At 65.5% G+C, this 12,303-nt stretch carries 11 protein-coding genes; 2 read left to right on the top strand and 9 right to left on the bottom strand.

Features of this window, described 5'->3' with window-relative positions; translation table 11 throughout:
* Window positions 1-647: 647 nt before the first annotated feature.
* From ACH9EU_RS00845 to ACH9EU_RS00880, 8 genes are all read right to left on the bottom strand, one after another.
* Complete coding sequence (locus tag ACH9EU_RS00845; protein WP_396412032.1) at window positions 648-803, bottom strand: hypothetical protein; 156 nt, start codon at window positions 801-803, stop codon at window positions 648-650.
* A gap of 496 nt (window positions 804-1,299) precedes the next feature.
* Complete coding sequence (locus tag ACH9EU_RS00850; RefSeq protein WP_396412033.1) at window positions 1,300-2,151, bottom strand: fumarylacetoacetate hydrolase family protein; 852 nt, start codon at window positions 2,149-2,151, stop codon at window positions 1,300-1,302.
* 39 nt (window positions 2,152-2,190) lie between these two features.
* The gene (locus ACH9EU_RS00855; protein ID WP_396412034.1) at window positions 2,191-3,531 is read right to left on the bottom strand and encodes an NAD(P)H-dependent oxidoreductase; all 1,341 of its coding nucleotides are present in this window, start codon (window positions 3,529-3,531) and stop codon (window positions 2,191-2,193) included.
* 39 nt (window positions 3,532-3,570) lie between these two features.
* On the bottom strand, window positions 3,571-6,258 hold the full coding sequence (locus ACH9EU_RS00860; protein WP_396412035.1) for a UxaA family hydrolase: 2,688 nt from the start codon (window positions 6,256-6,258) through the stop codon (window positions 3,571-3,573).
* A gap of 55 nt (window positions 6,259-6,313) precedes the next feature.
* Window positions 6,314-7,339 (bottom strand): 2-keto-3-deoxygluconate permease, encoded by a 1,026-nt coding sequence (locus ACH9EU_RS00865; protein WP_396412036.1) that lies wholly within the window; start codon window positions 7,337-7,339, stop codon window positions 6,314-6,316.
* 76 nt (window positions 7,340-7,415) lie between these two features.
* A complete protein-coding gene (locus ACH9EU_RS00870) occupies window positions 7,416-8,105 on the bottom strand; it encodes an FCD domain-containing protein (RefSeq protein ID WP_396412037.1) in 690 nt (229 codons plus the stop codon).
* 238 nt (window positions 8,106-8,343) lie between these two features.
* Window positions 8,344-8,568, bottom strand: coding sequence for a hypothetical protein (locus ACH9EU_RS00875; protein WP_396412038.1), 225 nt, complete (start codon window positions 8,566-8,568; stop codon window positions 8,344-8,346).
* 86 nt (window positions 8,569-8,654) lie between these two features.
* The gene (locus tag ACH9EU_RS00880; RefSeq protein ID WP_396412039.1) at window positions 8,655-9,410 is read right to left on the bottom strand and encodes a DeoR family transcriptional regulator; all 756 of its coding nucleotides are present in this window, start codon (window positions 9,408-9,410) and stop codon (window positions 8,655-8,657) included.
* 75 nt (window positions 9,411-9,485) lie between these two features.
* Here ACH9EU_RS00880 and ACH9EU_RS00885 point away from each other — a divergent pair, with 75 nt between their 5' ends.
* Both ACH9EU_RS00885 and ACH9EU_RS00890 read left to right on the top strand, forming a co-directional pair.
* A complete protein-coding gene (locus ACH9EU_RS00885; protein WP_396412040.1) occupies window positions 9,486-10,157 on the top strand; it encodes a histidine phosphatase family protein in 672 nt (223 codons plus the stop codon).
* 261 nt (window positions 10,158-10,418) lie between these two features.
* The gene (locus ACH9EU_RS00890) at window positions 10,419-11,366 is read left to right on the top strand and encodes a sugar-binding domain-containing protein (protein ID WP_396412041.1); all 948 of its coding nucleotides are present in this window, start codon (window positions 10,419-10,421) and stop codon (window positions 11,364-11,366) included.
* Between the two features lie 3 nt (window positions 11,367-11,369).
* Here the strand turns inward: ACH9EU_RS00890 and ACH9EU_RS00895 are convergent, their stop codons facing one another.
* Window positions 11,370-12,206: a 2-C-methyl-D-erythritol 4-phosphate cytidylyltransferase gene (locus ACH9EU_RS00895; RefSeq protein ID WP_396412042.1), complete on the bottom strand. Its 837-nt coding sequence runs from the start codon at window positions 12,204-12,206 to the stop codon at window positions 11,370-11,372.
* Between the last annotated feature and the right edge of the window lie 97 nt (window positions 12,207-12,303).

Genomic DNA, 12,303 nt, shown 5'->3' on the forward strand with positions numbered 1-12,303 from the left:
ATTCCGGATCAACTCACCCAAGGACGCGTTCTTGCCCCCGACCTCCTCCAGGTCCGACAGATCGATCTCGGTGAACGGAAGAACATAAGACATCAAAATCGTGCTCCTAGAGTCCGCCTGAGCGGATGTCGATCTACTGTCGGGGTACTGTCGGGCGCCAGGACGTACGGGTGGTCCAGCGTGGTGGGCTCCGAGGGGCGCCTCTCGGAGCCAGCCGGTTTTCCGGGGCGGCTCCGGGTCCCCTTAGCATCTCGGGCGGCCACCCGGGGAGGATTGATAGCCGCCCCAGGGATCGAGCCCGGATGCTCCAGGGGTGGCACTCCTCGTGCGCGCCCCCGGGCCCTTCCCTTCTTCCGGCCGAGCCACTCGGAGAGCCACCCGAGGATCATGACGATTGGAGGGGCACGGCCGAGATACCGAGGGAGTCGAGATCACCCAACACGGTCGGGAGAACTGCCTCCACGGTTCCCTTCCTGAGGATCCGAGCGTGACAGAGCACCGGGAAGCCCGCGGATGTCGTCCGGGGTGCTCGCAGAGCTGCGTTTGGCCGAGCCCATCTCCGCGTCCGGTGAGCCACGGAACGGCGCGTACGGAAGGGGACGAACAGGTCGGCCAGCGCATTGGCCGCGACGCGGTCGGCATCCACATCACCACTGCTCAGAACCTTGACGTCGTCCCGCACCCTGGGCTTCGACACCTTGTGCACCCACAGGATCCCGGACAGTTCTCAGCGAGCCCGTGGAGAACGCGGCACCGGTGCCGAGCTGGAAGAAGGCGCGCCGCATGAGGATCTCCTGGTTCATTGAGCAGGGTATTACACATATGTGCATATCAGAAACTTTTAATGCACACTTGTGTAGATCCGAAGATAGCATATGACCTAGGACACAGGAAGGGTCAAAAGTTCGCCCCCGGGCGCAGGCATGCGGTACGAATCGGCGCATGACAACGCCGAGGGCCCGACGACGTCGGATCTAGTGCCTGCCAGCCGGCCCCCTCGCCCGGCTTCTGATCGTGGACGTCATGGGCGCGCCCAGACGAACCCGGGCCATCTACACCGTCCTGGCCGAGGCGCGGAAGTACCCGAGTCGATCAACGTCCACAACCATCGTGAGGACACTGGTGGAACAGGCCTGGCAGACACACGCCATGGCAGTCCAGGGCATACTGCAGGCCCTGAGGAACGTCTGCCGGCCGGGCCGTGTTCCGCGGTCGCCTCGGTGACCGTGCGGCGCGACCTCACGTGGATGCCTCCACGAGAGGTCGCGCCGTACAGCAGTCCTCCAGACCCGCCGACGATCATACGAAGCTCTGTCGGATCTCCCCCAGTCCCTCGATGGAGCTGACCAGTTCCTCTCCCGAGGTCAGGTATCGTCGCGGATTGCGGCCGAAGCCGACGCCGTCGGGGGTCCCGGTGAAGATGAGATCCCCGGGGAACAGCTCGACGACGGACGACAGGTGCTCCACGAGTGTGGGGATGTCGAAGATCAGGTTCGCCGTCGACCCCTCCTGGAGCACCTCGTCTCCGGTCGAGCACTTCATGATGAGACTCCCCGGGTCGGGTACTTCGTCGGCGGTGGTCAACCATGGCCCGACCGGGGCGAACCCCGCGTAGGACTTCCCGAGCGAGAACTGCGGGGACGACGCGGCGGCGAACTGCAGGTCCCGGCACGAGAGATCCTGGCCCACGGCGTAACCGGCGATGTGGTCCAAGGCGTCGTCCTTGGCGATGTTCCGGCCACCACGTCCGATGACCGCGACCAGTTCGACCTCCCAGTCCACGCTGTCCGAGGGCAGCTCGGAGGTGGTCCTCGGTCCGGACAACGACGAGACGAACTTGGTGAACACTGCCGGGACCTCGGGAGCTGCGATCGCCACCTCATCGGCGTGAGCGAGGTAGTTCATCCCGATGGCGAAGATCTGACGGGGGGTACCGATGGGGCTGCCGAGGGAGTCCCAGGTCACGGGGAAGCTGTGGGAGGAGAAGTCCTTCCCGTCGAACCAGGACTTCAGCTCGTCCAGCCGGGGCAGCAGTTCCCGCGTGTCCGAGGGGAACAGCTGTCTCGAACATCTCTCGATGTCCACGCCCTTGAGTTCGTCACCCTCCTGGATGATCAGTGTGGCTCGGTTGTCAACGTTGGCGATGCGCATTCAAGATCCTTCTGTCGTGAAATCCAGTGAAGCTGTCGGTCAGACCGTCTCCATGGACTCCTGGAGGCGACGGAGGTGGTAGAGCGCCGATTCCTCGTTGAGGTCGACCATGTCGTAGGTGATGACCTCGTCCTGGTCGACGTCACGGGTGAGTTTGGCGTTGGTGAGCAGGGCGAGGGGAACGATGTTCTCCTTCTTGCACGTCTCGTAGTCGTCGACGAGGGAGTACACCGCGGCACCTCCGGCGCCGTCGATGACATCGCCGGCCTTCATCGACTTCTTCGCCGCTGCGAAGACCTCGGTCACCAGCCCCTTCTTGGGGTAGATGGTCGGCTGGCCGTAGTCCACGGCCTGGACGATGGACAGCGGCAGCTCGTTGGTGACCAGGTGGTACGGGGTGTGCATCACGTAGTACCCGTTGTCCCCGTAGACGTCGAGGTAGTCGAGGTCGTCCCGGATCTGCTGGTTGTCGGTGTGAATGACCATGAAGACGCCCGGTGTGACCGAGCGGAAGAAGTCGATGCTCCCGTCCTCGTTCTTCAGCGGCCGTGCGTAATCGATCACGCCCGTGCCGTTGAGCTGGCCGCCTTCGGCCTTGGGACGGAAGAACCTGCTGATCTCCTCGACACCTGCCACCGGACCGTGCATGCCCCGGACGTCGGCGCGCAGCCCGGTGTAGTTGGACACGGCCGCCATCTCGATCATCGTCTTGGTCGCGTCGCGGAAGGTGACGAGGAAGTGCGGGTTGATCTTCAGCCGCTCTGCGTCCTCGCGCACGCTGTCCGGGGTCGCGTACCGGTCGTACTCGCCGATGCTCGAAGGGGACTTCCCTGTGGCCACCACGGTGAAGCCCAGGGAGGTGTACCGGTCGTAGAGCTCGGCGATCAGGCCGGGCTCGTCCCCGGAGGCCACGGTGTAGACGACGCCGCTTCGATCGGCCATCGAGGAGAGGATCGGCCCCACCGCGACGTCCGTTTCGACATTGAGCATCACGACGTGCGTGTGGTTGAGGATCGCCTGCATCGCCACGTCAGCGCCGACCTCGGGGATCCCGGTCGACTCGACGACGACGTCGACGCCGATGTCCAGCAGCAGACGCCAGTCCGACGTCGCGATCCGCTGACCGTCCTCGATGAGGCGCCTGGCCTCTTCCGCGTCATCGCACACGCTGACACGCTGAGCGTCGACCTCGGACTTCTCGAACGCCTCCACGGCTCGGTCGGTGTTGACGTCGGCGATGGCGGTGACCTCGATCCCGACCATCTTGCCGATCTGACAGATGGCTCCGGTGCCCATGCGCCCCGACCCGACGAAGCCGACGCGAATGGGGGTGTCCTGGGCGGCGCGGGCATCGAGCTTGGTCTTCAGCAGCAGTGACATGGTGTTTTCTCCTTGGTGGTGGTCTGTGTGGTCACGGGTTCAGAGCGAGACGCCCCAGAACCCTCTGGAAATCTGGAATCCGACGTTGGGACGGGGCTTCACGACGGGCGCGTAGTCGCCACGATTCACGTCCTCGATTCTGTCGATGATCGCCGAGGCGGTGTCGGACGTATCTGCGCTGCCGACGGTGAAATCGAATTTCTTCTCCGTGCTCTCGCCGCTGGTCGTTCCGATCTGCAGCACTGGAAGCATCCGGTGCGGCTGAACCGGGTGTGTACCCGCAAAGACCAGGAGCGTCTCAGCACCGGTGGCGCCCAAGCCGGTCGAGACCTCGAGCCAGTCCGAGGAACTGCACTCCATGACGTGCAACCCCGGATCCTGCACCGCTCCCGCGTACGGGAGCGTGGGGTGAACATCGTGGACGGTGAGTCCCTCCAGAAAGTCCTTCGAGCTCAACAGCTGATCCGTTTCGCTGATCACGACGCTGGTCCCGAGGGCAAGCAGACGGCGAACCACGTCAACCGCGGTCCGTGCGGTCTGCCCTGCGGGGTCGACGGCGGTGGCCAGGCCGATAATCCGTCCCGCCGGCTTCGTCGGTTCGTCGCTTCCGGCGCCTCTTGCGCGGATGTGCTCGTGGACGAGCTCGTCGACGATTCCCGTCACGGCCGTGATGCCGCCGGAACGTTGAATGCCCGCCCACCCGAAGCCCGATGTCTCAACGCCGCGAGTCCGCAGACTGTCCTTGAAATAGTCGTTGTGCGTCTTCTCGCAGCCGTGTTCGAGGAAGATCGTGTGATCGACGGCGGGATGCATCGCATAGCCGAGCATCGTGCGGGTGTAGACCTCCTCGGCGTCCCCGCCGGAGACTCCGCATCCTTCGGTATGAGGCAGTGCGATAACTTCCCACGAGTCCGACAGCCCCAAGGTCCTGAGGGAGTCGTTTACTCTGGCGGCAATCTGTTCCGCCACCTGGCCCGAACACAGACTGCTCGGCAGTATCTCGATGATCCGCCTGCGGTGGTCACCAGGCGGTGAGCCCACTGCATCAGCCGGCTGAAGCGTGCCAGCCACATCCGCCGGAACCAGCGGTTCCCCGGAGAAGGTGCGGGAGGGGCCGGTGGCCTCATCGCTGCCGGGGTCGCCGGCTTGGCGCCAGTCCCTCCAGATCTGGACCTGTGACTGCCCGGTGTACTCGCCCTTGCTCTTCTCGCCGGACGCGACACGGCAGGTGAGTTCGACGAGCTCGTGCGCGACGTCCGCAAAGTCCGCGCCCTCCAGCAGCGTCCCGGCGTTGAAGTCCATGTCGGTCTCGAGCAGTTGGAACCGTTCGTTGGTCGTCACGATCTTGATCGTCGGGACGAAGGGGAAGTTGGTGATCGAGCCGTTCCCCGTGGTGAAGAGGATGAGGTTGGCCCCGGAGGCGACCTGGCCCGCGATGCTCTCCAGGTCGTTGCCGGGACTGTCCATGAAGTAGTACCCCGGTGCGGACATGGGCTCTCCGTACCCGATCACGTGCTCCAGCGCCGTGTCCGGGTCCTTCTTCCGCCCTGCTCCCAGCGATTTGAGCGTGATGTTGTACAGACCGCGGTAGAGGTTTCCTCCGGAGACGTTGCCCTCGGCCGTCTGGCCGTGCCTCTGCGCGTACTTCTTGAAGGCGTTCTGCTTCTCCAGGAACCGCTCGGCGACATTTTCGTCCGCGACACGGGCCAGGACGTGTTCTTCGGCGCCGATGAGCTCGTCGGTCTCGGCCAGGTTGGCCGTCGCCCCGCCGTCGAGGAGCTCCTGCACGGCGGTTCCCAGCAGCGGGTTGGCCGTCACCCCCGAGAAGGCGTCGGAGCCTCCGCACTGCAGTCCCAGCTTCAGGCCTTCCAGGGGGGCGCGTTCCCGGGTGCACTTGTCCGCCGCGGCCAGCAGCGGCCGCACGAGCGCGGCCAGGGAGGACACCGAGTCCTCGAAGTCCGCGTCCGCGACGAAGTACCGGATCGTGCTCTCCAGGTGGAGGCCGCCGAGGGAGGTGAGCTGCTGCAGCAGTTCCACGTTCGACACCGGCGAGTCCGGGTCGTTGACGAACACCGCCGCCCCGACATTGGGGTTCACCGCGAACCCGGCCAGGGTCCTGAGCAGCAGGTGCTTGTTGTGCATCAATGTGGAGCTGCCCCCCTCGGTGTGCACGACGGGCGTCAGCGCGTCCACGTTGGCCAGGCCGTGCGAGTACTCCTGCAGCTCCTCCGTGGCCGCGAGCACGAGAGACCTCGCTCGCGAGGTGACGCCGATGATCGCCACATCGTTGCGGGTGCCCCACCCACGGCCCGGCCCGCGGCGGTATCCCATGAAACCCCGGCCGGAGTCCGGATGACGCGGATTGTTGGTGAGGACGGGGTTCTCGGGCAGTGCCTGTTCTTGGGTGGTGTCCCGGTCGAGGAAGTTGACCGAGAGCCCGGTCGCGTAGTCCTCGGGGTTCCTCATGGTCAGGACGTCTTTCATCCGCTCGTTGCACAGATAGTCACCCGGCTCGATCTGTGCGGTCGCATACCCGAACGGGTACCCCCAGGACATCAGGTGGTCACCGGAGGTGATCCTCTTGACGCACAGGCGGTGGCCTTTGGGGACGACCGTGCGGACAGTGACCGGTCGACCGTCGATGTCGATGCGTTCGCCCGCTTCGATGCGCTCCGTGGCGATCGCGGCGTTGTCTCCGGCGTCGGGAAGAAGGAACTTGGGTGTCATGATCGTCTCCATCGTGAGCTGGTCGAGCTCGTAGGCCTCTGTCGACCTCGTGCGGTCAGGCCCGGGCGTGCTCAGCCGGGACGTCATCGGCCAGATCGGGGTACTCGTTCTCGGGGTCGATGCCTCGCTTCATCTGCCACCTGTAGATCAGCACGGTCAGCAGAGGAGTCAGGATCGCTGTGGTCACCACCGAGCCCGCGACCTGGGCGGTGGCGATGTCGAGGATCTGCAGGAAGGCGGGATCGGCCGCCGCCACCACGGCGGGTGTGGCCACTGCCGCGCCGGCGGTCGAGGACTCCGCGGCTCCCGAGATCAGGTTCCGCCGGGACTTCGGGCGCCGCTTGGCGACGTTGAGCAGGTGGAGGAACAGCATGGCGCCACCGCCGGAGATGACCACCGTGAAGATACCGAGGAGGATGCCGGGAGGGCCCGCCACGACGATGGCATTGAAGTCGATGTTGGCGCCCAGCGGGAAGGCGAAGAAGGGAATGAGGAGCTTCTCCCCCTTCTTGAGGAACTCACGCATCTCCGGATCGATGTTGCCGAGAATGAAACCGATCACGATGGGCACCAGCACGGCGACGAAGGCCAGGATCGGGATCGTCGCCAGGCCCGCTGCGCCCAGCACGACGAGCGTGAGGAACGGGCCGTCGTTGAGCGAGATGACCGCGATCGCTCCGCGGTCGGTCTTGTTCCCGAACTCGGAGGTCAGGGCCGCGTAGAGGCCTCCGTTGGAGTTCGTCATCGCCGCGACGATGGCCAGCGGGGTCAAGGTCCACAGCGTGCCGTCCGGCATCAGGAAGCCGGCCACGAGCCCCACGGCCACACCGGCCAGGAGTTTGCCGATCAGGATGGCAAACCCCTTTTGCACGACAGGCCCGGTGGCCTTGAAGGAGAGCTGTCCCCCCATGCAGACCAGAAAGACTCCGATGATCGCCAGCGCACCGTCCTTGTACACCGCCTGGGTGAATCCGCCGATCTCCAGGACCTGCGGCCAGAAAGTGTTGATCGTGGCGCCCAGGAGTAGCGGGATGATCATCAGTCCGCCAGGGACTCGCTGAACCAAACGAAAAATGGGCATGACGTCTCCATCGAGTGTTGTGCCGTAAAGGGATGACGGTGTCCGGCCCCTCGCCCGGGCCGCTCCGTGTGGGTGCTTACTGCTGGAACCGAAGACTGAGCGCCATGGTCACCGCGGCGTTCATGAGATCGGGTGTGTAGTCGCCGTCGATGGCCGTCAACACGCCCCTCGCGGTGTGGGAATAGTGGCGGGCGAGAAGTTCCGCCGCCTCGGCAGGTTTTCTGCTGAGAACTGCATCGAGGATGCTCCGGTGCTCGACCATGCTCCGGCCCCAGTTGGTCTGCGACTCACTGAGGTAGATCCTGCGGTAGCGATCTGCATGGTCGAAGTGCTGTTGGATAGATCTGGTGAACCGGTCGTTCACTCCCGCCACCAGACTCATGTGGAAGACCCGGTGATGCTGGGCCCACTGCTCGTAGTCCTGGCCGTTGACTGCGTCCTCCATGCCCGTGAGATGTTCGCGGGCACGGTCGACGTTCTCCGGGTCGAACGCCCGGACAGCGGCGAAGATCGCCAGCGATTCCTGCTGGATCCGCAGCGCGTACAGGGCGTCGAGGTCCTCCGGTGACACGTTGGCGACCGTCACCTTCTTGTTGACCTCGACCGTGGCGAGACCCTCGTGCTCCAGGAGGCGCAGCGCTTCCCGCAACGGCGTCCGGCTCAGGCCCAGCTGCTTGGCCAGCTGCACCTGGCTCAGCGTGGTGTCAGCGGGAATGGCGTTGGAGAGAATGGCGTCCCGCAGCTGCTGGTGAGCGTACGAGACCAACTTGCGAGGCTCGGCGGCAACAGCGTCGCTGCAGGCCGTCATCCCCATGGACGCTGCATCCATTGATTCTCTCCATCTCTCGCAAACCCTGTGCGGGCCACTTCAAAAGTGTATGCACTTTTCCTTGCCCTCAGAGTGTTGCACATCACCACTGGGGGTCACAACCCCCTCGATGTACGGCTTTTCCCTATTTGATCCTGCCCGTCCTTGCAAAAGTGTATGCAGTTGGTCGAGTAGGTCATCGTGCCACTGAAGTTCCGGCGTAGCGCAGGTCATCCGTGCGGGAGGTGCGCCACGGCGCGGCACCGATGCAGCAGGCGAAGCCGGCCAAGCGGAATCGGCGAACGCCCCCGGCCTCACCCAGGGCCACACCGGCCATCATCGGGCTGATGCCATGCGCTTCCGTCCAGAAGGTGCCGGTCGCCTGGAGCTCCTCGGCGATTCGCAGTTCGTCGTCGCCCATGAGCTTCTCCGACCGAGCCGCCTCACCCACCAGATCGCGCGCCAGAACCCCGGGGCACCACTCGATGGCCGAGACAGACTCCAGATCTAGACCGTGACGACCTCCACCCCTGCGTCTGCGGCGGAGGACTCCTCCTCGGGAGTGAGCACGTGGTCCGTGACGATGGTGGTGAGCTCGGCCGAGTCCGCGAGCCAGCCGAAGGCCGTCCTGCCCCACTTGGTCTTGTCGCACAGCAGGATCACGCGACTCGAGTAGTGCACTGCCGCGGCTTTGACGGCCGCGTCCTCGGCATCGTAGGAGGTCACGCCCTCACCGAAGGAAAACCCGCAGCAGGAGATGAGCGCCGTGTCGTAGCGCATCCTGGCGATCCCGCTGGCGGCGTTCGCTCCGGTGAACGACAGCTCGTCGGGGCGGATGTCCCCGCCGCACAAGGTGAGATGGATCCCCGCCTCCCCCAGGACGGTCGCAGCCCGCAAGGACAGCGGCACCACGCGCAGACTGTGATCCTGGAGGCGGCGGGCAACCTCCAGGCAGGTGGTGCCGCCGTCGAGGATGACGCTCTCATGAGCGGCGAGCATGGCGGCGGCGGCCGCGGCGATGCGTCTCTTGGCGTCCGGGTTGACAGAGGTGCGCCCGGCGAAGGGCGTGGTGACTCCGCGCAGCGACAGTCGGCGCGCGCCACCGTGCGTGCGCCGCAGGACGCCTTCCCGGTCGAGCTGGACCAGATCCCTCCGCACCGTGGCCTCCGACGCTCCGAGCTCGTCCACCAGCTCCGACACGCTCACGCTCTCGGTGGCCTCCAGGAGCCGCAGGATGCCGGAGCGTCGTTCAGTTGATCCCATAGCACCACCCTACCCCTCGATGATCATTCAATCACTATTTACGACTGAACAATCACTTGCTGTAGAGTGAGGGCCATGCGACTCCTCTTCATACGCCACGGTCAGACTCAGCCCAATGCCGACGACGTGATCGACACTCGCATCCCCGGGCCGATCCTGACGCCCCTGGGGGATGAGCAGGCAGCCGCTCTGCCCCACGCCCTGGCGGACGAGGACATCGGGGCGCTGTGGGTCTCGAGCATGGTCCGCACGCACCTCACCGCGGAACCCCTGGCTCGGGCGCGCGGCCTCGTGCCGGCTCAACGGCACGGCCTCCACGAGATCCAGGCCCCGGAGTGGGAGCTGTCCGATGATCCGAGCCACATCGATGCGTACTACGACGTCGTGCTGTCCTGGGCGCATGGTGAGCTCGATCGGCCCATGCCGGGCGGAGAGAGCGGCCAGGACTTCTTCGCCCGATACGACGCAGTCATCGAGGAGGCCGTGCAGACCGGCCGTGATGCCGGACTGGAGACCGTCGCGATCATCGGCCACGGCACGGCAATCCGTTGCTGGACCGCCCGACGGACGGACAATCTCGACGCGGCGACCCTGGGGCAGCGTCCTCTGGAGAACACGGGAGTCGTGGTTTTGGAGGAGACGCAGGAGGGCACACGACCCTGGACGTGCCGCAGTTGGATGGGCGAGCCCATCAGCGGTGTGGGGGTGCACGCCCCTATCGGACCCGGCGGCGAACTCTTCCGCTGACACGGCTGCACGACATCGGCATCGGCAGGGCCCCGCGCCCATCCCGCCGTCCGTCGCCGATCGGACAGTGGACAGATCCCAGAATTTCCCTGTTGTACACTCCCCATATGGAAGTTCAGGCTGTGCTGTGGACAGGAACAGGCCTACCACTTCCCCGGGAGATCTGCTCCCGCGCGTGGCCATCAGCCGAGACGGCACGAGTGGCCACTCCATCACCTGGCATTCCGAGGCGATGCCGCAAGCGCCACCGTGGAGCCGTGCATGCCAGCACCCCGTGAATCGGCCATGCTCGCCCGCGCCGCACGCATGTACTACCTGGAGAACAGGTCCCAGAGTGACATCGCTCTAGCACTCGGGGTCAGCCGGTCGAACATCTCGCGCATCCTGACGGCTGCCCGAGAGGCAGGAATCGTGGAGATCCGCATTCACGAACCGGTGGCCCGCGGCCACCACCTGGAAGAGGCGCTGCAGGAGAAGTTCCGGATCGGTAAGTGCCTGGTCGCAGTGGGCGGCCCGCACCGATCGGCGTTGGATGCCGTGGGCTCGGTCGGCGCTGCGTGGCTGAGGGACCACATCGACGACGCACGCCGAATCGCTCTGTCCTGGGGTAGGACTGTGCAGTCAGTGGTGACGCATCTCGAGGAAGGCCCCCCTCATCCCGATCTGGAGGTGTTCCCTCTGGTGGGCGGCTTCTCCACCGTGGACGCCAGTCAGAATCCCAATGCCGTGGCACGTGGGCTCGCCTCGAAGCTGGGAGCGCACTACCGCCCGCTCCTGGCCCCCGCCGTGGTGCGGTCGGTCAAGACTCGGGACACGCTGCTCACGGAGCCGGCGATCGGTGAGGTGCTGAAGGACGCAGGGAAGGCCGACATCGCCATCATCGGCATCGGCAGCATCCATCACGGCTCCACCGCCGCGATCGTCGAGTCGATGGCATTCACCGAGGAGGAGGCGGAGCGCTTCGAGAACTCCCCTATCGTGGGGGACGCGTGCACCCGGTTCTTCGACGCGGAGGGCAGACTGGTCAGCTCGCCGGCGGACGAGCGGGTCATCAGCATCGATCTGGAGACCCTGAAGGCCATCCGCACCGTGGTTGCCGTCGCCGAGGGCGCCCAGAAGGCACGAGCAGTGAGCGGCGCCCTGCGTGGCGGCTTGGTGGACGTCCTGGTCGTGGACCGGGAACTGGCCGAGGCGCTGCTCGAGGCGTAGCCTTCAGAGCTTGCGGAAGGCCGCACTGCCTTCGTGGAAGATCTCCGCGCGGATCATGTCCACGAGGGAGATCATGGGGATCGCCTGCATCTCCCCCGGCAGCACCGTCACCTCGCGGCCCATGTGTTTCGCGATGCCGTGAGCCAGAGCGACGAAGGACTGACGCACCGACGTCGCCCCGCTCCAGGGGCCGTCGGTCCGGACAGGAGGCAGGTCCTCGACAAGCCGCAGCGCTTCCACGGAAAAGCCCCAGGGGCTCTGAAGGGTCCTGACCAGATCGCGATCCACGGCGTCGGAGATCAATCCTGTTCCGTCGTCACGAACGACCTTGATGCTGTCCACCACCGGAATGGCTGGGACCACGACGTCGTTGTCCGACTCCAGTGCTTCCGCCACCGAGCCGATGAGCCGAGCGCTCGTCAGAGCGTGCGTCAGCCGGTGCACCAGAACGTTGGTGCAACCCTGCTCCGCGGCCAGGTGCGCAGAATGTGCCAGCAGCGACCTGACCTCGGTTCCAGGGGGGACAGTCGGCAGCAGCAGCACGCGCGTCCCGATCAGCGAACCGGTCAGGCACTCCTCAATCTCACCGCGGGACCGCTCATCAGTGAGGACATTGATGTCCGTGACGGAGGGGCATCCGGCCAGGGTGCTGAGCGTGTGGGCGACGACGTTCCGTCCCCTGAGGGCGGAGCTGGTGAAGGGGCGCGACCCGGGACGCAGGTGATTGAACGCCGAGGAGCACGGGACGACCGCCAGGGTTCCGCTCAGACCAGGACCTCGATTCTGCTCGGCACACCGCAGATGCCGGACCGCAGGTGTGGGAAGGGCTTCGTGAGCCATGCGTGAACGACCACTCCGTGCCGTGCCGACGAGAACACTAGCACGACCAGACCGGCTCTATCTGGGATTCTACCGTCCGTACGACGACGGCGACCCC

Source organism: Kocuria rhizosphaerae, assembly GCF_044462265.1.
Taxonomy (GTDB): Bacteria; Actinomycetota; Actinomycetes; order Actinomycetales; family Micrococcaceae; genus Kocuria; species Kocuria rhizosphaerae.

Coding starts and splice junctions, on each gene's coding strand:
- ACH9EU_RS00855 (WP_396412034.1), bottom strand. CDS start 3,531: ATGTCACTGCTGCTGAAGACCAAGCTCGATGCCCGCGCCGCCCAGGAC.
- ACH9EU_RS00885 (WP_396412040.1), top strand. CDS start 9,486: ATGCGACTCCTCTTCATACGCCACGGTCAGACTCAGCCCAATGCCGAC.
- ACH9EU_RS00895 (WP_396412042.1), bottom strand. CDS start 12,206: ATGGCTCACGAAGCCCTTCCCACACCTGCGGTCCGGCATCTGCGGTGT.
- ACH9EU_RS00875 (WP_396412038.1), bottom strand. CDS start 8,568: ATGGGCGACGACGAACTGCGAATCGCCGAGGAGCTCCAGGCGACCGGC.
- ACH9EU_RS00845 (WP_396412032.1), bottom strand. CDS start 803: ATGAACCAGGAGATCCTCATGCGGCGCGCCTTCTTCCAGCTCGGCACC.
- ACH9EU_RS00880 (WP_396412039.1), bottom strand. CDS start 9,410: ATGGGATCAACTGAACGACGCTCCGGCATCCTGCGGCTCCTGGAGGCC.
- ACH9EU_RS00865 (WP_396412036.1), bottom strand. CDS start 7,339: ATGCCCATTTTTCGTTTGGTTCAGCGAGTCCCTGGCGGACTGATGATC.
- ACH9EU_RS00860 (WP_396412035.1), bottom strand. CDS start 6,258: ATGACACCCAAGTTCCTTCTTCCCGACGCCGGAGACAACGCCGCGATC.
- ACH9EU_RS00890 (WP_396412041.1), top strand. CDS start 10,419: ATGCCAGCACCCCGTGAATCGGCCATGCTCGCCCGCGCCGCACGCATG.
- ACH9EU_RS00850 (WP_396412033.1), bottom strand. CDS start 2,151: ATGCGCATCGCCAACGTTGACAACCGAGCCACACTGATCATCCAGGAG.